Annotated in this window: 18 protein-coding genes and 1 pseudogene; 15 read left to right on the plus strand and 4 right to left on the minus strand. The window is 51.4% G+C overall.

The genetic code is table 11. The features are described 5' to 3' along the window. Positions 1-58 precede the first annotated feature (58 nt). Positions 59-271 (minus strand): 50S ribosomal protein L31, encoded by a 213-nt coding sequence (rpmE, locus tag FM042_RS09030; protein WP_143236108.1) that lies wholly within the window; start codon positions 269-271, stop codon positions 59-61. Positions 272-528: 257 nt separating this feature from the next. Between rpmE and priA the strand changes: the two genes are divergently transcribed. From priA to hslU, 5 genes are all read left to right on the plus strand, one after another. Next, positions 529-2,742: a primosomal protein N' gene (gene priA / locus FM042_RS09035; protein ID WP_143236109.1), complete on the plus strand. Its 2,214-nt coding sequence runs from the start codon at positions 529-531 to the stop codon at positions 2,740-2,742. A 102-nt stretch (positions 2,743-2,844) separates the two neighbouring features. Beyond that, positions 2,845-4,593: an arginine--tRNA ligase gene (gene argS, locus FM042_RS09040; RefSeq protein ID WP_143236110.1), complete on the plus strand. Its 1,749-nt coding sequence runs from the start codon at positions 2,845-2,847 to the stop codon at positions 4,591-4,593. Positions 4,594-4,597: 4 nt separating this feature from the next. Next, complete coding sequence (locus tag FM042_RS09045) at positions 4,598-5,194, plus strand: SPOR domain-containing protein (protein ID WP_143236111.1); 597 nt, start codon at positions 4,598-4,600, stop codon at positions 5,192-5,194. Between the two features lie 70 nt (positions 5,195-5,264). Further along, entirely contained in the window at positions 5,265-5,807 is a 543-nt protein-coding gene (gene hslV, locus FM042_RS09050) for an ATP-dependent protease subunit HslV (RefSeq protein ID WP_143236112.1), read from the plus strand. Between the two features lie 2 nt (positions 5,808-5,809). After that, on the plus strand, positions 5,810-7,147 hold the full coding sequence (hslU, locus tag FM042_RS09055; RefSeq protein ID WP_143236113.1) for an HslU--HslV peptidase ATPase subunit: 1,338 nt from the start codon (positions 5,810-5,812) through the stop codon (positions 7,145-7,147). A gap of 80 nt (positions 7,148-7,227) precedes the next feature. Here the strand turns inward: hslU and FM042_RS09060 are convergent, their stop codons facing one another. Further along, positions 7,228-9,318 carry a putative bifunctional diguanylate cyclase/phosphodiesterase gene (locus FM042_RS09060; RefSeq protein ID WP_143236114.1) on the minus strand — a complete coding sequence of 697 codons (2,091 nt, stop codon included), beginning with the start codon at positions 9,316-9,318 and terminating at the stop codon, positions 7,228-7,230. Positions 9,319-9,497: 179 nt separating this feature from the next. Here FM042_RS09060 and rraA point away from each other — a divergent pair, with 179 nt between their 5' ends. Together rraA and FM042_RS09070 are read left to right on the plus strand one after the other, a co-directional pair. Then, the gene (rraA, locus tag FM042_RS09065; protein WP_143236115.1) at positions 9,498-9,983 is read left to right on the plus strand and encodes a ribonuclease E activity regulator RraA; all 486 of its coding nucleotides are present in this window, start codon (positions 9,498-9,500) and stop codon (positions 9,981-9,983) included. Positions 9,984-10,007: 24 nt separating this feature from the next. After that, positions 10,008-11,036 (plus strand): formimidoylglutamase, encoded by a 1,029-nt coding sequence (locus FM042_RS09070; RefSeq protein ID WP_143236333.1) that lies wholly within the window; start codon positions 10,008-10,010, stop codon positions 11,034-11,036. Here the strand turns inward: FM042_RS09070 and hutI are convergent. Next, positions 10,992-12,266 carry an imidazolonepropionase gene (gene hutI, locus FM042_RS09075; RefSeq protein WP_221931522.1) on the minus strand — a complete coding sequence of 425 codons (1,275 nt, stop codon included), beginning with the start codon at positions 12,264-12,266 and terminating at the stop codon, positions 10,992-10,994. The two genes, FM042_RS09070 and hutI, sit on opposite strands and share 45 nt — an antisense overlap. Before the next feature lie 85 nt (positions 12,267-12,351). On the opposite strand from hutI, the gene hutC reads away from it, so the two are divergent. Genes hutC through hutH form a run of 3 tightly spaced genes read left to right on the plus strand, consistent with a single transcriptional unit; the run spans position 12,352 to position 16,345 of the window. Further along, on the plus strand, positions 12,352-13,107 hold the full coding sequence (gene hutC / locus FM042_RS09080; RefSeq protein WP_143236116.1) for a histidine utilization repressor: 756 nt from the start codon (positions 12,352-12,354) through the stop codon (positions 13,105-13,107). Continuing rightward, positions 13,104-14,780 carry a urocanate hydratase gene (hutU, locus tag FM042_RS09085; protein WP_143236117.1) on the plus strand — a complete coding sequence of 559 codons (1,677 nt, stop codon included), beginning with the start codon at positions 13,104-13,106 and terminating at the stop codon, positions 14,778-14,780. The genes hutC and hutU overlap by 4 nt, the downstream gene beginning before the upstream one ends. 29 nt (positions 14,781-14,809) lie before the next feature. Next, the gene (gene hutH / locus FM042_RS09090) at positions 14,810-16,345 is read left to right on the plus strand and encodes a histidine ammonia-lyase (RefSeq protein WP_143236118.1); all 1,536 of its coding nucleotides are present in this window, start codon (positions 14,810-14,812) and stop codon (positions 16,343-16,345) included. A 43-nt stretch (positions 16,346-16,388) separates the two neighbouring features. On the opposite strand, the gene FM042_RS09095 is transcribed toward hutH, so the two are convergent. Continuing rightward, a complete protein-coding gene (locus FM042_RS09095; RefSeq protein ID WP_143236119.1) occupies positions 16,389-17,303 on the minus strand; it encodes a bifunctional GNAT family N-acetyltransferase/hotdog fold thioesterase in 915 nt (304 codons plus the stop codon). A gap of 141 nt (positions 17,304-17,444) precedes the next feature. On the opposite strand from FM042_RS09095, the pseudogene FM042_RS09100 reads away from it, so the two are divergent. The 5 genes and pseudogenes from FM042_RS09100 to FM042_RS09120 form a co-directional block, all read left to right on the plus strand. After that, positions 17,445-18,314: pseudogene (locus FM042_RS09100) on the plus strand (virulence factor BrkB family protein); the annotation flags it as partial. 170 nt (positions 18,315-18,484) lie between these two features. After that, positions 18,485-18,925 (plus strand): D-aminoacyl-tRNA deacylase, encoded by a 441-nt coding sequence (gene dtd, locus FM042_RS09105; protein WP_143236121.1) that lies wholly within the window; start codon positions 18,485-18,487, stop codon positions 18,923-18,925. Positions 18,926-19,168: 243 nt separating this feature from the next. Beyond that, positions 19,169-19,381, plus strand: a complete 213-nt coding sequence (locus FM042_RS09110; protein ID WP_143236122.1) for a DUF2061 domain-containing protein — start codon at positions 19,169-19,171, stop codon at positions 19,379-19,381. A 33-nt stretch (positions 19,382-19,414) separates the two neighbouring features. After that, positions 19,415-20,158 carry an SDR family NAD(P)-dependent oxidoreductase gene (locus FM042_RS09115; protein WP_143236123.1) on the plus strand — a complete coding sequence of 248 codons (744 nt, stop codon included), beginning with the start codon at positions 19,415-19,417 and terminating at the stop codon, positions 20,156-20,158. A gap of 140 nt (positions 20,159-20,298) precedes the next feature. Continuing rightward, complete coding sequence (locus FM042_RS09120; protein ID WP_143236124.1) at positions 20,299-20,589, plus strand: YqaE/Pmp3 family membrane protein; 291 nt, start codon at positions 20,299-20,301, stop codon at positions 20,587-20,589. Positions 20,590-20,691: the final 102 nt, after the last annotated feature.

The raw sequence follows: 20,691 nt of genomic DNA on the forward strand, positions 1-20,691 counted from the left end.
TTTTCTCTTACGGTTTCTTACTCAGCGCCTATGTAGCGCGTAAGCAGGTTCAATCGTCTTATTTAGACTTAAGTGAACCAAAACGCTGTTTAAAGCGATCCACACGACCACCAGAATCCAGAACTTTCTGCTTACCGGTGTAGAATGGGTGACACTCAGAACATACGTCGATGTGGAAATCTTCACAACGGGTTGAGCGCGTTTCGAAAACGTTACCGCACGAACACGTGACTTTCACTGTGTCGTACTTAGGGTGGATACCTTGCTTCATGGGGTTACCTCAGTTCAGGCCGCATCGCCATCCGTGCTTTCCACGAACACCACGCGTAATTAATTCGATTCGTTTATCTGATTGGATGAAACTTCACCTAATCAAGGCCGCGGATTATAGAGTGATTTCGCGTGATGATCAAGCACGGGTTGGTGTGGCGCTCGGTGTTGAGTAGTTCGTCATGGAGTAAAGGGATACCCCTGATCAAACAGAGCGTGGTAGCATAAACTTTATCTAACAACAGGAAGTCGTCGGCTATGGAAAATCAACAGGAGCAGCGTTGCGTGCGAGTGGCGGTCCCCGTCCCTATGCGTCGTCAATTCGATTATTTGCTACCTGACGATGCCGACGCTGTAGTTGTTGGTGCGCGGGTGCGCGTTCCTTTTGGTAGCCGTTCACTGATTGGCTTTGTTACCGCGACGGATGTTTCGCCGCATACCCCGGTTGAAAAGTTAAAGGCGATTGAGCAGGTGACCGATGCAACTCCCTTGTGGTCGCAATCAATGTGGGAGTTGTTACTCTGGGCGGCTCAGTATTACCACCATCCCCTTGGCGACGTGCTCTCCCATGCAGCCCCCATTGCATTGCGCCATGGTGAGCCCCCTGAATTCCAACAAATACTGCGCTATTCCCTGACTGAAAGTGGTGCCGAAATCGACCTCAACTCACTCAAGCGCGCAGTACAACAACGCAAAATAATTAGCGCCCTGCGTGAGCGAGCGCTCACTTCAGCGGATGTAAAATCCCTTGAATTAGCGCCAACGGCGCTCAAAACATTACAAGAGAAAGGCTGGGTGCAGGTGGAAGCCGAAGCCCTCGGTGTTGGGGCATGGACACTTCAACGCGGTGAGCAAGCGCACCCATTAAACCCAGAGCAAGCTGTGGCCGTTGCCGCACTCACCACCGGACTGGCGGAGCCGAACCCATGCGTTTGGTTGCTCGAAGGAGTCACTGGCAGTGGCAAGACAGAAGTGTACTTGCAGGCCATGGAGGCAGTACTCGCGCGAGGCCAGCAGGTGTTGGTGATGGTTCCGGAAATTGGCTTAACGCCACAAACCGTGGCCCGTTTTCGCGCGCGCTACCAAGTGCCCGTAGTGGTTTTGCATTCAGGGCTTAGTGATCAAGAACGATTGCAAGCATGGCTGCAAGCCCGAGAAGGACACGCGGCCATTATTATTGGTACGCGGTCGTCAATTTTTACGCCTATTAAAAACTTAGGCTTGCTGATCATTGATGAAGAGCACGACGCCTCCTTTAAACAACAAGATGGGTTTCGTTACAACGCTCGTGATCTGGCGATTAAGCGTGCTCACCAAGAAGGCTTTGGCGTGATTTTAGGGTCGGCGACACCGTCATTAGAAACCCTAAGCAACGCACAACAAGGGCGTTATCACCATCTGCAATTGAAAAACCGCGCGGGGAACGCGAAGCCGGCTAAACACTTTTTGCTGGATTTGAAGCAGCAGCGGATGCAACAAGGGCTCTCGGAGCAACTTGTCAGTACTATGCGCAAACACTTGCAGCAGGGTAATCAAGTGCTGTTGTTTTTAAACCGTCGCGGCTTTGCCAATGCATTGATTTGCCATGAATGTGGTTGGGTAGCCGAATGCCGGCGCTGCCAAGCGAACATGACAGTGCATCAGCATAATCATAGCTTGCAGTGTCATCATTGTGGCGCGAGCCAACGCATCCCACGCCAATGTGGAGGTTGTGGTAGCACCCAACTCATTAGTCGGGGCGTGGGCACCGAGCAGCTGGAACAATGTATTCAGCAGTTGTTCCCAGACTATTCGACAGTACGAATCGACCGTGATAGCACACGCCGTAAGGGCCAGCTCGAATCACACCTGAATGCGGTAAGCGCGGGCGAACATCATATTTTAATTGGGACACAAATGCTGGCCAAAGGGCATCATTTTCCCGACGTCACCTTAGTGGCCCTGTTGGATGTGGATGGTGCTTTGTATAGTGCCGATTTTCGTGCCCCAGAACGCTTAGCACAACTCTATATTCAAGTTGCGGGTCGGGCTGGTCGCGCAAGCAAAGCAGGCACCGTGGTGTTGCAAACCCATCATCCGGAGCATCCGTTAATTCAAGAGTTAGTCAATAACGGCTACGCGGATTTTGCCCGCAGTGCGTTACTGGAACGCTCTCAAGCGATGTTACCGCCCTATGCGGCCATGGCTCTATTCCGTGCCGAGGCATTGGAGAAAGAAGCCGCCGAAGCGCTATTACGTGCGATTATGGCAACGCTAGAACAGGACGGAAATGGCGAAGTTACGGTGATCGGCCCAATGCCGGCGCCTTTGGCTCGAAAAGCCGGCCGTTATCGTTACCAGCTAATGCTCCATGGTACACACCGTGCTGCATTGCATAAATTATTGTTATCTAAGCTAAGTTTGATAGAAACCTTAGCGGAAACGCGGAAGGCACGTTGGAGTCTGGATATTGATCCACAGGATTTCACGTAAGAAGCGGTGTTCAGCGGTTTTTTTTAGGGCGCTGAACGATTAAACTATCGGGCTCGAAAATAACAGATTCTGTATTCCCAATTCCAAGGTTGTGCGGCACCCATGAAACAGCAAATTGAAGCGTTACTCCAGTCGGCGGTTGCAGGTTTGATTGCCCAGGGCACTCTGCCTGAAGACGTCTCCTTCCGAATCCAACTGGATCGTCCACGCGATAAGAGTCATGGTGACTTTGCTAGTAATCTAGCGATGATGTTGGCCAAGCCGGCCAAACAAAATCCGCGCGCATTAGCCGAGGCCATTATTGCCGCCATTCCAGAGAATGATTTAATTGCTAAGGCTGATATTGCAGGTCCTGGCTTTATTAATTTCTCGATAGACCGTTCCCACCTGATTACACAGTTAGAACAAGCCTACGCGGATGCACGCTTGGGTGTGCCGCAAGCAGAGCAGCCACAAACGGTAGTGATCGATTACTCCTCACCGAATTTGGCCAAGGAAATGCACGTAGGCCATCTGCGCTCCACCATTATCGGTGATGCGGTGGCGCGGACTCTGCAACTGCAAGGGCACAAAGTGATTCCGCAGAATCACGTAGGGGATTGGGGCACGCAATTTGGCATGCTGTTGGCACACATGGAAGACGTAAAGAACGAAGGGGCGTCAACGGAGCTCGAACTGAGCGATTTGGAAACCTTCTACAAGGCCGCGAAAAAACGCTTTGACGATGAGGAAGGTTTTGCCGATCGAGCGCGCAGCTTGGTGGTGAAACTGCAATCGGGTGATGCCCATTGCCAGCAGTTGTGGACCCAGTTTATTGAAACCTCGTTGGCCCACTGCCAAGAGGTGTACGATCGTCTGGGAGTGCAACTGACCCGTGCGGATGTGATGGCGGAATCGGCCTACAACGCTGATTTGCCGAAAGTTGTTGAAGACCTCAAGGCCAAAGGACTATTGGTGGAAAACCAAGGCGCCCAATGCGTGTTCTTGGACGAGTTCAAAGGCAAAGAAGACGAGCCCTTGCCGATTATTGTGCAGAAGAAAGATGGCGGCTATCTCTATGCGACCTCGGATTTAGCCGCGGTGCGCTATCGGACCGGGGCACTAGAGGCTGACCGTGTAATTTACGTGGTGGACGCGCGCCAATCACTACACTTCCAGCAAATCTTTACGCTGTCGCGCAAAGCCGGCTATGCCAATGATCAAGTGAGCCTCGAACATCTTGGCTTTGGCATGGTGTTAGGGAAAGATGGGCGGCCGTATAAGAGCCGTGATGGTGGTGTGACTAAGCTGGCGGATTTGCTTGATGAAGCAGAGCGTCGGGCGGCGGAATTGATCGCCGGCAAAGGTACCGATTTAAGCGCAGAAGAACAAGCGCGGGTGGCCCAAGTGGTGGGTATCAGCTCGGTGAAATATGCGGACTTGTCGAAAAACCGGACCAGTGATTACGTATTTGATTGGGATACCATGTTATCCTTTGAAGGGAATACCGCGCCTTATTTGCTTTATGCCTACACACGGGTGAATAGCCTTTTTCAAAAAGCGGGTATTACCTTGGATCAAGTGCACGGTGATATTCAACTAGAGACCGATCAAGACGAAGCTCTGGCGAGTAAACTTGCTCAGTTCCCAGAGGTGATTGCATCGGTTGGTAATAAAGGTATGCCGCACTTCCTGTGTGGCTACATGTTTGAATTAGCGGGTGCGTTCTCATCGTTTTATGAAGCCTGCCCTATTTTGAGCAGCGACGATGACGCACTGAAGAACAGCCGCTTAAAGCTAGCCGCATTAACGGCTCGCACATTGCAGCAAGGTTTGGCCTTGTTGGGTATTGATACGCTGGAGAAGATGTAACCTTATGCCCGTGGATTACGCTAAAAAAGGTGCCCCCAAGAAACGCAAACCTGCTGCGAAAAGTCGCAATTCCGGCGGGCGTTCGGGCGGTGCCGTGCGCAATCGAAAAGGAAACGGGCCACAGAAGCCGCCGATTAAACAGGTCGTGATTACCCTGCTCGTGGTATTGGCCTTCGGTGTGGGTTTGTGGATGCTCAAAAACGGTGAGCCGGAAGTGGTCGTGTCGGCGCAAGATTCCCCGAATGCGGCGCCTGAGCGAGAATTGGATCCCTTACCAGAAAAGCCGGAAGAGCGGTGGCAGTATATTCGCGAACTAGAAAATCGCACCGTGGAAGTAGACGTACCAGAGCGACAAGAATCACGCCCGCGCCTGATGCAATGCGGATCGTTTCGTAATTTTAACGACGCCGATACCTTGCGCGCCAATATCGCCATGCAAGGGTTTGAATCCCAAGTTCGAGAAAGCCATGGCAGCAATGGTCGTTGGTTCCGGGTGATTTTAGGGCCTTTTGAAAATCTACGTGCAGCGCAACGAGTGAACAACCAACTGCAACGTGGTGGCATTTACGGCTGCCAAATCTGGTTGTGGAATCTGGATTAACACACTCTTCCATTGAAATTTACACCCTCCGCCCTCACTTCCTCTTTATCAGCGATAAAGAGGAAAGCACATGACCACAATCGTATCTGTTCGCCGCGGCGATAAAGTCGCCATCGGCGGTGACGGCCAGGTTTCTCTGGGCAACACCGTGATGAAAGGCAATGCCCGCAAAGTTCGTCGACTCTATAACGGCCAAGTGATCGCAGGGTTTGCTGGCGGTACTGCCGACGCCTTTACCCTATTCGAGCGTTTTGAAGCGAAGCTCGAGAAGCACCAAGGCCATCTCACCCGCGCAGCTGTAGAACTTGCCAAAGATTGGCGTACCGACCGCATGTTGCGGCGCTTAGAGGCCTTGCTCGCGGTTGCCGATAAAACCACGTCTCTGATTATCACCGGTAACGGCGATGTGGTGCAGCCGGAAGATGACCTGATTGCCATCGGCTCCGGAGGTCCATTCGCTCAAGCGGCCGCTCGAGCGCTGTTAGAAAACACCGATTTGAGCGCACCCGAAATTACCGAGAAGAGTCTCACTATCGCTGGGGACATCTGTGTATTTACCAATAGCCACCAGACCATCGAAGTGCTCGATGCAGAATCTGTGAATAAGGAGTAAGCATGTCGAATATGACCCCACGCGAGATTGTCGACGAACTAAACCGTCATATTATTGGTCAGCAGGACGCCAAGCGCGCGGTTTCTGTGGCCCTACGGAATCGCTGGCGCCGTATGCAACTCGATGGTGAACTACGCCAAGAGGTTACCCCCAAGAATATTTTGATGATTGGTCCTACGGGTGTTGGTAAAACTGAGATCGCACGACGTTTAGCAAAACTTGCTAATGCACCTTTTATTAAAATTGAAGCCACTAAATTTACCGAAGTTGGTTATGTGGGTAAGGAAGTGGAATCCATTATCCGCGACCTTACAGACACTGCGGTTAAAATGATGCGCGAACAAGAAATGGCGCGTATGCGGCATCGTGCAGAAGATGCTGCAGAAGACAGAATCCTAGATGCGTTATTACCGCGGGCTCGGAAAACATGGGGCGACGATGAAACCCGTCAAGCCGACGATCAGGAAAACACCCGCCAGGTGTTTCGTAAGAAGCTGCGCGAAGGCAAGCTCGACGATAAAGAAATCGAAATTGATATCGCTATGCCACAAATGGGCGTGGAGATTATGGCGCCTCCAGGCATGGAAGAAATGACCTCGCAATTGCAGAGCATGTTCCAGAACATGGGTTCGGGCAAAACCAAGAAACGTAAACTCAAAATCAAAGACGCCATGAAGCAGTTGATCGAGGAAGAAGCAGCGAAAATGCTAAATCCGGAAGAGATCAAAGAAAAGGCCATCGAGTCGGTAGAGCAAAATGGTATTGTGTTTCTCGATGAAGTCGACAAAATTTGTAAACGTGGCGATGTCAGTGGGCCGGATGTAAGCCGCGAGGGTGTGCAACGAGATCTGTTGCCATTGGTGGAAGGTACTACCGTGAGCACCAAGCACGGTATGGTGAACACCGATCACATTCTGTTTATTGCATCCGGCGCCTTCCAAATGTCAAAGCCATCGGATCTGATTCCAGAACTGCAAGGCCGCTTACCGATTCGGGTCGAGTTAAGTGCGCTCACCACAGAAGATTTTGTGCGCATTCTTACGGAACCGAGCGCGTCATTAACCGTCCAATATAAAGCACTGATGGCCACCGAAGGCGTGGGCATCGAGTTCACGGAAGATGGCATTCGTCGCGTGGCCGAGATTGCTTGGCAGGTCAATGAAAAAACCGAGAACATCGGGGCTCGTCGGTTGCATACGGTGCTAGAGCGCTTGATGGAAGAAGTGTCATTTAATGCGTCGGATATGGATGGGCAACACCTCACCATTGATCGTGATTATGTAAATGAACATCTGAATAGCTTGGCGGACGATGAAGATCTAAGCCGGTTTATCCTATAACCCCCCCAGGGCCTTGAGCGGGTGCGGCGCGTCGATGCAAAAATTCATGCGCGCCAATCCCGACTCAATCTGAGATTCCATTAGGCTTTGAGGGTGTTGGGGCCAGGCGCGGCCCCGCTGTCATTGCCTTTGGCATTGCTAAGATGTAGGAACTCACGCCAAAACTTCTGTAAAATACCTCGAGACTTCTCTTCGTTCACCGGTGGTGAGAAATAGAATCCCTGCACCGAATCACAGTGCATTTCGCTGAGCATGGCAAACTGCTCTGCAGTTTCCACGCCTTCGGCGACAATTTGCTTGTTCAACACATGCGACAGCTCAATCAGAGTGCGCACAATGGTGGAGTCTTCTTTGCTTGCCATTAGCTCGTTGATAAAGCTGCGGTCGATTTTGATCTTATCCACGGGCAATTTGCGCAAATAGGCCAGTGATGAGTAGCCGGTGCCAAAGTCGTCGATAGCCACGCGAATCCCCATATCGCGCAAGCGATTAAGTACATTCATGCCCGTGGTGATATCCGACATGGCCACGTTTTCCGTAATCTCGAGTTCCAGATCGCCTGCTTTAAGTTGGTATTCGCGGAATAAGCGACGTAGTTTATCGGTCAATTCCGGCTGCTGGAAGTGGCGCGCCGAAAGGTTGACTGCAATCGGGAGTACTTTCTCACCTTGTGCTCGCCAGCGTGAAATCAATTTTGCACAGTGGCGCAGTACCCAATCGTCCACTTCTGAGGACAATCCGAGTTGCTCCACAAACGGCAAGAAACTGTCTGGATTGAGCATGCCTTTGATAGGATGTTGCCAGCGCAATAGGGCTTCAAAGCCGCTTAAATATTGCGTACGGACATCAAATATCGGCTGCAGGTGTACTACAAACTCATTGCGTAACAAGGCCTTGCGCAACTCGGGTTCCATGTCGACGAGCTTGATATATTGATCATCCATGCCGTCGCGATAAAACACCACCGAAGGGCTTTCCGGTAGTTTGGCGTTGGCCAGTGCGATATTGGCTTTACTGAGCAGGCCTTCCGCCCGGCTGCCTTGTTGAGGGAAACGTGACACACCGATACTGCAAGTAATGTTCATCGTCTTGCCGTCGATCAGCATGGGTTTTTGGATGATTCGTTGTAGGTCGTAGCCCAGATTGGAAATATCTTCGCGTCCACGGACATGGTCGTATATCACCACAAACACATCGCCACTGATACGGGCAACAGACACGGGCCGGGTTTGTAGGTTCTGTAAGCGCTGACTCAGCTCAACAAGTACTCGGTCGCCGCCGCGTAAGCCCATGGTATCGTTAATTGCCTTAAAGCGGTCGACACCGAGCATAAAGAGCACAAGTTCACGGCCGTCGCCTCGGCAGGAATCAATAAATACAGGTAATTTTGTCATGAGTTCGTCGCGGTTCTCAATGCCGGTGAGGGCATCGTGGGTATTCACGTATTCGGCCTTCTGAATAGCATCTACGGCGCGATGCCGTTCAGCTTCCAGTAGCCAAATGGTGATGCCGAGCATGGCTGAGGTAAGAAACACCACGTTGACGATGCCGGTAATCACCCACACGAGCTGCGAACTGAGCCAAGTACTATCCAGTAACAAGAGGCTGACTAAAAATACGTTTTTAATGGCCTGTAAGAGAAACGCCGAAGCGATCAAGCGCGGCCCCATCGTGGGTGTTGATTGCGCTAAGATTACCCCACCAATAATTCCAAGCGTAATGGCACTAATTAAATACAGGCTGGCATCTTTGAAAAATGGCTGCCAGGTAAGTGGATCACCCACGGGGCCGAGCTCGGTAGAGGTAAACAGAGCGATCACTAAGCAACCAAAATAAATACGCCAGCGAGCGCGTCGCTCGGGAATACGATTTACTGTAATGTCGAACACACCAATGGCGAGGAGGCCGAGGGCCACATACATTAATGCTAAGCTCGTGGTTTCTAGACCAGATACAACAAAACTTGGTAGGGTTAACCAATCATGACTGGCATTGATGACAAGTTTGACGGCAGAACTACAGCCGAACCAGACGGCCGCATAGGACCAAAAGCGGAGATAGGGACGCCGATAAAGCCTGAAATAATGGGTAAGCAGTAGCGCAAAGCCAAGGACCATAAGCCCCTGCCCAGCGTTTGTTGCCCCCAGAACTGCTTCATCGCTGAATAGCATCAATACACGAATCTTTATTTTTATTATGTGCGTACCCTGATTTAACGCGTTTTTGTGACATAAATCAACCGAAACGGCAGTTTTCAAGGTTTCTTGCGTTATCGTTTCGCTCCTTGTCGGAAAAGGTTTATACTAAGCGTCAATCCCCTCTTATCCGTAACACCGCAGGAGCGTTTCTTATGGAATACAACACCTCGGAACTTTGTGACTTATACGCAGATCAAGTAGACGTCGTTGAGCCCATGTTTGTGAACTACGGCGGACGGGTATCGTTTGGCGGACAAATCGTGACCATCAAGTGCCACGAAGACAAAGGACTGATAGAAACGGTTCTCGAAAACCCGGGCGCGGGCAAAGTACTATTAATTGATGGCGGCGGCTCCATGCGGCGTGCATTAATTGATATTGCGATTGCTGAGTTGGCCTTGGAAAATGATTGGGAAGGCATTGTGTGTTACGGCTGTGTACGTGATGTCGATGCCCTTGAAGATCTCGATATTGGCATTCAAGCGCTTGCATCAATTCCCGTGGGTGCGCCTTCAGAAGGCGTTGGGGAAAGTGATATTGCGGTGAATTTCGGTGGGGTCACTTTCCTGCCTGAAGATCATTTATATGCGGATAGCACCGGGATTATTTTGTCGCCGGAAGCTTTAGATATCGAATAAACCACAGGTAGGTTCTGCAACGTGATGCATCAATCTCCTTCATACTGGCGCCCGGTTAATCCGGGCGCATTTGTGCATGCCCGTGCTGGTGAAACCCGTATCGGCGAGTCTATCAACGCACCTCAGCAATGGTCGGCACTGCTGGATGGTATAGCCGACGACAGTATTGTGCTCATTGGTGTACCGGAGTCGATTGGACCTCGGGCGAATCTTGGTCGCGGTGGCGCAGAAGCAGGCTTTGCTGCGTTCTTGCAGCAATTCCTCAATATGCAAGATGCCGGACGCTTACCCGTGCAGCGTTTGCTGCTGGGCGGCGAAGTGGATTGCCGTGATTTAATGGAACAATCAGCGCATCTAGATGCTAGTAACGCCGATGATCTCAGCCAATTACGAGCGCTGTGCGAACAACTCGATGGGCGTGTCCGTGAGATATTAACGCCCCTGTTTGCGCGTGGCGTGCGCGTTATACTGATTGGCGGTGGTCATAATAATGCGTTACCACTGATTCAAGCGCTTGCGGCGGCACAAAATAGTGCTGTGGGCGCGGTAAATCTGGACCCCCATTCAGATTTTCGTCCGCTCGAAGGACGGCATAGTGGCAATGGCTTCTCCTATGCACACAAGGCAGGCTTGCTGCAGCATTACCAAGTGGTGAGTTTGCATGAAGCGAAAAATTCTCGCAGTACCCTCGATCAGTTAGCGGATGCAGGGGCAAGCTATGTGCCTATGCATCAGCTGGCGGAAAGTCGTATGGATAAAGTGATGGCCGAAGTTGCTCGGCAGGCCTGTGATTGGCAAATACCCTTTGGCATTGAGTTGGATGTGGATGCCATTACTGGTGCACCGGCAAGTGCTTTTAATTACACGGGGGTGTCATTTGCACAAGCACAGGTATTTGTGCGTCGGCTAGCGGCCTATCCGAAAGCGCGCTACTTGCACTTAGCGGAAGCGGCGCCTGCTTGTCATCCAGCGGGACTCGAAGCAGGCAATAAAGCCTGTGGGCAGCTATTAAGCGAGTTGGTCTTTACTTACTTGCTCGCCACCAATCAATAAATGCCGAAGCGGATTAATACCAAACTCGTAACACATCGCTTCGGGGCTCTCTAAATCCCACAGGGCAATATCAGCACGCTGATTTGGTGCTAGGGTGCCCTGCTGGTGATCACCTAAAGCTGCGGCTGCATGCTTGGTGACCCCAAGCCAAGATTCTTCCGGCGTCATTTGAAACAATGTACAAGCAAAATGCATCATTAAGGGAAGCTGAATCAGCGGTGAGGATCCGGGGTTGGCGTCGGTAGCAATGGCTATCGGCACCTTGGCATCCCGCAGCGCCTGAATTGGCGGTAATTTGGTTTCTCGCAAAAAGTAAAAAGCCCCAGGCAAAAGTACGGCAACTGAACCGGCATCGGCCATTGCGCGAATTCCCTTATCCGATAAATACTCCAAGTGATCCGCTGAGAGTCCTTGATAAGATGCCATCAATGCAGCGCCATCTTGGTCGCTCAACTGCTCAGCGTGCAGTTTAACGGGAATTCCCAGTTGTTTGGCTGCCCGAAATACCCGATCGGTTTGTTCTCGGCTAAACCCAATCTGCTCACAAAATACATCCACCGCATCCACCAAGCCTTGGTTGGCAGCTGCCGGAAGTATTTCCCGCACCACATAATCAATATAACCGTCACTATCGTTGGCAAATTCGGGCGGTAGTGCGTGGGCGGCCAATAAGGTGGTACTTACACGCAATGGTAGGGCATCGCCAATACGTCGTGCAACCCGCAATTGTTTGAGTTCATCATCGAGACTGAGACCGTAACCTGATTTGATTTCCACATGGGCGACGCCTTGGCTCAAGAGCGCTTTTGCTCGTGGCAACGTCATTCGAAATAACGCATCTTCGCTGGCAGCACGGGTGGCGCGTACAGTGGAAAGAATGCCCCCGCCTTGTTCAGCGATGTCTTGATAACTGGCGCCATGCAAGCGTTGGCGAAACTCATTGGCGCGACTTCCAGCCCACACAAGATGCGTATGGCAATCGGTGAGGGCAGGCGTTGCAAGCATGCCATGGCCATCAATGATGGTCGCACTTTGGCGCTCCTCGCTGGCAAGCACAAGATGCTGATATTCCATAGGTAGTGCATTTTCTCGGCCTACCCACTGAATGACTCCGTTGTGCGCCACAATGGCCGCCTGCTCAATCAGGCCCAGCTGTGCATCAGTCATGGTTGCCGCAGTCACGTTTTTGATCAAGGTGACGGTTCCCGGCTGCATCGACGTATTCGACATAAAAAAACCCTTTGCTAAATGCGATGAACTTGCTAATGTATATACAACATAGCAAATTCCTACGTAATTACAAGACGGACCTATTATGGCTAAGTTTGCGGTTATTAAAGAACACATCTATCAGAAAATTGAATCCGGTGAATGGCCTGAGTATCACCCGGTAAGTTCTGAGAATGAGTTATCGGCGGAATTTAACGTGAGTCGAATGACAGCGCGGCGAGCGCTGCAAGAGCTGTCCGACGAAGGATTGGTCACCCGAACTCGGGGATCAGGTACTTTTGTGGCGCCTTTGAAAAGCCAATCAGCGTTGCTCACCATTCGTAACATCGCGGATGAAATTAAAATGCGTAATCACAAACACCATGCGGTTGTGCGTTCGTTGCAGTCCGTTCCTGCGCTCCCACACATTGCAGCTGCCCTGCAATTGGATCCAGAAGGCCACGTGTTTCACTCCGTCATTACGCATTTTGAGAACGGTCAGGCGGTGCAAGTGGAGGAGCGTTTTGTCAATCCACTGTTAGTGCCGAATTATCTCGAGCAAGACTTTACCGAACACACTCCGCACGAGTATTTGTGCGAAGTAACCCCGCTGACGGAAGCAAGTCATTTGATTGAAGCGGTCATGCCGACAAAGCAAACCGCCAAATGGCTTGATATGCACGAGGTTGAGCCCTGCTTACAAATCCAACGGCGCACCTGGTGTCGTGATGGCGTGGTGAGTCAGGCGACTTTGACGCATCCAGGCAGTCGTTTCCGCTTAGGTGGGCATATGACATTTAAATCAACACAGCGATCTAGCCGCGGTGCGGCCAAGGGATCAACAACAGGAGACGAGCAATGAGCTTTACTCGTATCGACAAAAATCGCGTGATTCGCTCCCCCCATGGAAGTGAGAAAACCGCGAAGAGCTGGCAGACAGAAGCGGCAAAACGCATGCTAATGAACAACCTTGACCCCGAGGTTGCTGAGCATCCACAAGGACTCGTGGTGTATGGCGGTATTGGACGTGCGGCCCGCAGTTGGGAGTGCTTTGATAAGATTGTTGAAGTACTGGATCGTCTTGAAGACAACCAAACGTTATTGGTGCAAAGCGGCAAGCCAGTAGGTGTATTTCCAACGCATCCGGATGCCCCACGGGTGCTTATTGCGAATTCAAACTTAGTGCCTGAATGGGCTAATTGGGAGCACTTTAACGAACTCGATAAAAAAGGATTGATGATGTACGGCCAAATGACAGCCGGCTCATGGATCTATATCGGCTCCCAAGGCATTGTTCAGGGTACGTATGAGACTTTCGGTGCTGTGGCACGCCAACATTTTGGTGGCGACGCGGCGGGTAAATGGGTACTGACGGGCGGGTTAGGTGGTATGGGCGGCGCTCAGCCTCTCGCCGCAACCATGGCAGGATTTTCCATGTTGGCCTGTGAAGTGGATGAAAGCCGTATCGATTTTCGTCTGCGCACGCGCTACGTCGACGAGAAAGCAACAGACCTCGATGATGCATTAGCGCGCTTGGAGCAGGCCAAAAATGAAGGCCGAGCCGTGTCGGTGGCGCTATTAGGCAACGCGGCAGATGTATACGCCGAGTTGGTTGCTCGCCAAATTACCCCAGATGTTGTGACGGACCAAACTTCAGCCCATGATCCGCTCAATGGTTATTTACCTCAGGGCTGGACGATGACTCAAGCAGAACAAATGCGCGAGCAGGATCCGCAAGGGGTAGTAAAAGCGGCGAAGCAGTCCATGGCAGTGCAAGTGCAAGCCATGCTGGATTTCCAAAAGCGCGGTGCGGCGGTGCTCGACTATGGCAATAATATCCGGCAAATGGCTAAAGACGAGGGCGTAACCAATGCCTTTGATTTCCCAGGTTTCGTGCCTGCGTATATTCGCCCTTTGTTTTGCCAAGGTATTGGCCCGTTCCGTTGGGTCGCTTTGTCCGGTGATCCGGAAGATATCTATAAAACCGATCAGAAAGTGAAAGAGCTCATGCCCCATGATCAGCATTTGCACAACTGGTTGGATATGGCCAAAGAGCGGATTTCGTTTCAGGGATTACCGGCGCGCATCTGTTGGGTTGGACTCAAGGATCGCATGCGCTTGGGCTTAGCCTTTAATGAAATGGTGAAGAACGGCGAGCTGAAAGCCCCGATTGTGATTGGTCGTGATCACTTGGATTCAGGTTCGGTGGCTAGCCCGAACCGCGAAACCGAAGCCATGCTCGATGGTTCCGATGCCGTATCAGATTGGCCATTGCTGAATGCATTATTAAATACAGCCGGCGGCGCTACATGGGTATCTTTACACCATGGCGGCGGCGTAGGAATGGGGTATTCCCAGCACTCTGGGGTGGTGATTGTGGCCGATGGTACCGACGTTGCGAAGGAGCGTATCAGCCGCGTGTTATGGAATGATCCAGGCACGGGCGTGATGCGCCATGCGGACGCAGGATATGATATCGCCAAAGAAGCAGCACGGGAAAGTCATCTCGATTTGCCCATGTTGGATAACGAATAACTAGGCTCAGCCTGAAGTAGGAGCTCGTAATGACTCGCGTATATGAATTAGAACTACCCCCTGGACAGCTAACGCTGCGCCAATTACGCACCATCAGCCGGCAGCCGGTGCGCTTAACTTTGCCTGAGCAAGCCCGCAAGGATGTTGCCCGTGCCGCAAAGACAGTAGCAGATGTGCTTGCGGAAGGTCGTGTTGTGTACGGTATTAATACCGGATTTGGCTTGCTTGCGAATACCCGGATTCAGCCTGAACAACTGGCCGATCTGCAGCGACGCATTGTGCTGTCACATGCAGCGGGTGTTGGCAAAATGATGAGTGACCACGTGGTTCGCTTAATGTTGGTCTTGAAGATCAACTCACTGGCGCGGGGCTACTCTGGGGTTCGTCCAGAGGTGATCGATTTTCTCATCGCATTGGTGAACCATGAGGCATATCCCTGTGTACCTGAGAAGGGCTCAGTGGGCGCTTGTGGCGATTTAGCACCCTTGGCACACCTTGTGTTGCCTTTACTTGGTGAAGGGGAGCTACGTATCGCTGGGGAGCGTATGCCAGCCAAAGAGGGATTACAACAGCTTGGCTTGGCCCCGATGGAGTTGGCACCGAAGGAAGGACTGGCGCTTCTGAATGGTACTCAGGCATCAACGGCGTTGGCCCTGCATGGCCTATTTGCCATCGAAGATGTGTTTGCATCGGCCATGCTTGCTGGGGCGATGTCAGTAGAAGCCGCGCTTGGTTCGCGCACACCGTTTGATCCCCGTATTCATGCGGTACGCGGTCAGCCGGGACAAATCGATGTGGCAACGGAATTGCGTCGACTCCTCGCCGATACCAGTGAGATTGGTGCATCGCACACCAACTGCGGCAAAGTGCAAGACCCGTATAGCTTACGTTGCCAACCACAGGTGATGGGCGCAGCTTGGGATCAAATTCGTTATGCGGCAACCGTGCTAGGCACAGAAGCCAATGGCGTAACGGATAACCCACTGGTGTTTGCCGACGATAACGATATTTTGTCGGGCGGTAACTTCCATGCAGAACCGGTGGCGATGGCAGCGGATATGCTCGCCATTGCGGTGTCAGAAGTAGGTTCGTTGTCCGAACGTCGTACTGCGCTTTTGGTGGATCGTAACCTGAGCAATTTGCCGCCTTTCTTGGTGGAAAACGGCGGGGTGAATTCGGGCTTTATGTTGGCGCAAGTGACTGCTGCAGCCTTGGCGTCGGAAAACAAAACCTTGGCACATCCGGCTTCGATTGATAGCTTACCAACCTCAGCGAATCAGGAAGATCACGTGTCTATGGCAACCTTTGCGGCCCGTCGTTTAGAAGATATTGCCGAAAACGTGGCTAATATTGTTGCCATTGAATTGCTTGGGGCTGCCCAAGGCGTTGATTTCCGTCGTCCGTTACAGTCATCAGCGATGATTGAAAAAGCGCATAGTGCGGTGCGGGCACGGGTTGGCTTCTATGATGAAGACCGTTATTTCTCACCAGACATCATTGCGATTGCGGAGTTGGTGCGCTCGGGTGAGCTGACTGAGATGGTGGAATTACGCCTCGGCGAATAACTAAACTTGGTTACATCGAGGGCCCTTCACTGAAGGGCCCTTTTTATTTGTCCCGTGGGGCTAAAATCACGTATTGCCCGGTAAAGGTAGCTGCAGCGGCCTCGTTGTCACCATCGTAAATATATGTGGTGAGCTTTAGGTGCGCGTTCCTGCCTTGTTCTACCACACTCATATCGCCTTCTAAATCACGCAAGTGGACGAGCCCGCGCGGATGCGAACGCACCGGCTGCTGGTACTGAATATGACCATCGGCCAGAACAACGGCACCGGAAATGCCGCGCTCTTGCATTTGTAGACTAATCAACCCCCAGCCGGTAAGGGTTGCCAGCGTATATATACTGCCAGCGAACATGGTGTTGTGAAGATTAATGTTGCGCGGTAAGGGGGCCCGCAATTCGAATTCACGGCCGGTATATTGATGCACACGAATGCCCATGGCTTCACTAATTGGAATCTTCTGGTGCCACGTGGCTTCAAGTTCTACGCACCATTGCGGTCGATAGATGATATGGTTTACTGGGTCGAGGGTTTTGACCAACAGGTGCTCAGCCATTGGATTATCGACGGTGTTGCCTTCTTCATGAAGCTCGTAGCCGCACTTGAGGTAAAACCCTAGCGTGGCATCCCGTGAGCGGATAATTACGCGCTTCGCGCCATTTTCCCGGGCTAATATTTCTAGTGCATGCAGTAAGCGAACGCCGTGCCCTTCGCCTTGTAACCCGGGTTTGACCACCATAAAGCGTACTTGTGCTTCTTCGCGACTATTAAAGTGCAGGCGGCCGATGCCAATGAGCTGTTTATTGGCGTCGATGAGCATGCGATGTTCGCCGACTAAATCGTATTCGTCCTTCTCAGAGCCACGCGGACGCTGGAACGGCTCGCGCAATACTTGATAGCGCAAGTCGTAATAGTCCTCGAATTCTTGTTTGGTTTTCGGGGCGACGATCTGATATTCCATGATCTCATCCAAAATAAAGTCAGACAGACGAGGGTATGCGAGCAGTGTGACAGAATCAAGATAGAGACGCGTGCGACTTGTCGTAAATTTGGATGCCTGCCACAATAAGAGCTCTTAACTAACGGACGATATGGCGAAATTATGAGAAGTGGCAAAGAATTGTGGACTCTGTTCAAGTCCCACGCCCCTAATGCAATTCGCACGAGTTTCGAATTCTTGCGCTACTTTCTGCGCCGTTGCGCGACAGACCGTATCAATGTCATGGCGGGTCATCTCACCTATGTGAGCCTGCTATCCTTAGTGCCTCTCCTTGCTGTAATGTTTGCGATGTTTGCTGCATTTCCCATGTTCGCTGAAACTCGCGAGGCGCTGCAAACCGCGTTGTTAGAGAATTTAGTGCCCACGAGTGGTGAGGCATTTCAGGAGTACTTAAACCGTTTTGTGGTGAACGCCAATCAAATGACGGCCATTGGTGTGGTGTTCTTATTTGTGGTGGCGATTATGCTTATCAGCGCCATCGATAAAGCGATGAACCAAATTTGGCGCGTCGAGAACAAGCGCCGTATGATTATAAGCTTGGCGGTATACTGGATGGTCCTCACCATGGGGCCAGTACTGGTCGGTACCGGCATAGGTTTATCATCATATTTGTTGTCGGTCGCGGCTTTTGCCGATGATTATGTGACGGGCGTGCAAGCCACACTCCTTACTTTGTTCCCATTTTTCACCAGCGCCATGGCCTTTATGCTGTTGTATGTCATGGTACCGAACAAAGTGGTGAAGTTCCGTCATGCGATTTGGGGTGCGGCAGTTGCAGCTGTTTTGTTTGAGCTTGCGAAGAACGGCTTCCGCATTTATCTCCAATATTTTCCTTCGTATGAGCTTATATATGGCGCCTTGGCGACGATTCCGATTTTAATCGTTTGGATCTATTTGTCATGGAACATTATTTTGCTGGGTGCAGAATTGAGCGTGAGTATAAGCGAATTTGCGGAGGACCCAGATGAGCCTGTGCCGCCGTCTGAGTTGGAAGAAGAGCCCGCTGAAACGGAAGATGCAACGGAAGAAGAGGCACCTGCGGAGAAGCAAGATGTAGAGACGCCTAAACCCGCGAAGAAAAAAGCTACAGCGACGAAGAAACGTTCATCTACGAAGAAGCGCAGCACGGCAAAGGATAAAGCATGATTGCGTTGATTCAACGGGTCACTCAGGCGGCAGTAACGGCCGAAGGTGAAACTGTCGGTGCCATCGGGCGCGGTATTTTGGTGTTACTCGGGGTTGAGCGTGATGATACGGTTGCCGACGCCAAGCGCTTAGCCGAGCGCGTTGTCGGTTATCGGATCTTTGCCGACGCTGAAGATAAAATGAATTTAGATGTGCGTGATGTGCAAGGGGAGATGTTAATTGTGTCTCAGTTTACGCTCGCTGCGGATACCCGCAAAGGAAGGCGACCTAGCTTTTCATCGGCGGGCTCACCGCAACAAGCACAAACCCTCTACCACGCGTTTGCCGATGCTGTTAGCAGCCTTAATGTTCCCGTCGCCACCGGCCGTTTCGCCGCCAACATGCAAGTCAGTCTCATCAACGACGGCCCCGTTACCTTCACCCTCACCTCCCCTTAACCAGCTCGGCGCTGGGAAAGCCCCGTGGGGGACGCCGTGAATGCATCCATGCAGGCTTGGCTGCCGCATCCCTGCGGCAGACACCCCCACGAAGCCAATGTCTCCCTCTGGACCATTGTACCCAATGCACCGCGTTGGCCCGAACTCCTCAATCGGTTTTATTAACTGTATATTTTTAATGCAATCGCTATTATCGATTTATAGATAAGTGCTTGGTGGCACTGATGTGGTTAGGAGCGAATCATGAAGAAGACATTTTCATTTGCCATTGTGCATTTTACTGTGGCCTTTGGCGTTACTTGGTTAATCACGGGTAGTTTTGTTTTAGGTGGATTAATCGCCTTGATTGAACCGGCAGTGAATACTGTTGCGTACTTCTTTCATGAGAAGGCGTGGCAGCGGTTTGGTAAGAAAGATACTGCAGCGACGTCCAAGTCTGTTCAATTGTCGGCATAGCTTGAATTCAGGTGGTGCCTGAGGGGTAAATCTATGGCCGTGTATGCGGTGTTTGGCTCTGGTGGTGGTTTAGGTGAGGCCCTTGTACGTGCCTTGTATGAACGTGATCCAGAGGCCGAGATTCACGGATTTAGTCGCCGCCCTTGTCCAGATCAGTTAGCGGACATAACGAATTTGATCTGGCATCAGTATACCGGAGAGGTTCTCGATGCCGCCGCTGCTGCGGTGCAGAAGTGGCAGCAAGAAGGGGTGTTTTTGAACGGTGTCATTTCAACCATCGGTTGGTTACACCGCATTGACGCGGATCATGGCGAGTGGCAGCCGGAGCGTCGGCTCGAACAGTTGAACTCAGAACAGCTGCAAGAGTACTTTCGCGTAAACGCGACGATTCCAGCACTACTCATTCAAATACTTAAACCTGTGCTTGCAAAAAAGAAGCGCTGCTTCGTGGTTCAACTTGGGGCCAAGGTGGGTAGTATCGGTGATAATCAGTTGGGTGGTTGGTATGGATACCGGGCATCGAAGGCGGCGCTGAATATGCTGTTTAAAACCGCTGCCATTGAACTGAAACGCACCCATAAGTTGCTTACCCTAGCTGTGATTCACCCAGGCACGACAGACACGCCTTTGTCGGAACCTTTTCAAGATCGACTACCCAAAGATAAGCTTTATTCACCTGAGCAATCCGCGCAACGAATCTGCTCGGTGATTTGGAATCTCACACCCCAAGAGTCCGGAGATTTCTGGTTCTGGGATGGCGAGCGCTTGCCTTGGTAATCTGATCAACGCCTACTTTCGTAAAGAACACGATGCAGCGTGCAGATTCAATCTTGCCGTTTGTGTAAATCTGGGCGATCCTTGAGGAACCTGATAATCTGCGCAGAGTGCGACACTAACAATAAGAAAGGATCTGCATTATGAATTATTTACTGGCTTTAGTTCTTCCACCGGTTGCGGTGTGGATGTCTGGGGCGCGCAAGCAAATGTGGTTGAGTTTGGTACTTTATTTGGCCGCATTAATGTTATTTCGGATCGCTACGGGTGGTGAAACCCCCGGGGCCTACGCAGCAGCTCCAGTGCTTTACGTGATCTCAATAATTCATGCGTTTGTGCTGACCCATCGTCATTACCAACAAGCTCAAGGGCAAATTCACCCCCATCGTGGCTCTGCAGCACAAAGTAAGCCCCCGAAAGACCCTAAAGATTAAGCAATTTGCCTTATTTTGTTCGATAATTTCCATGTTTGGCGGAGCGTAAAGTAAAGGTAAATCGACTGTTGGTCTGAAGCTAGTACCGTATTCTTTACAATT

Source organism: Aliidiomarina halalkaliphila (assembly GCF_007096385.1).
Lineage (GTDB): Bacteria > Pseudomonadota > Gammaproteobacteria > Enterobacterales > Alteromonadaceae > Aliidiomarina > Aliidiomarina halalkaliphila.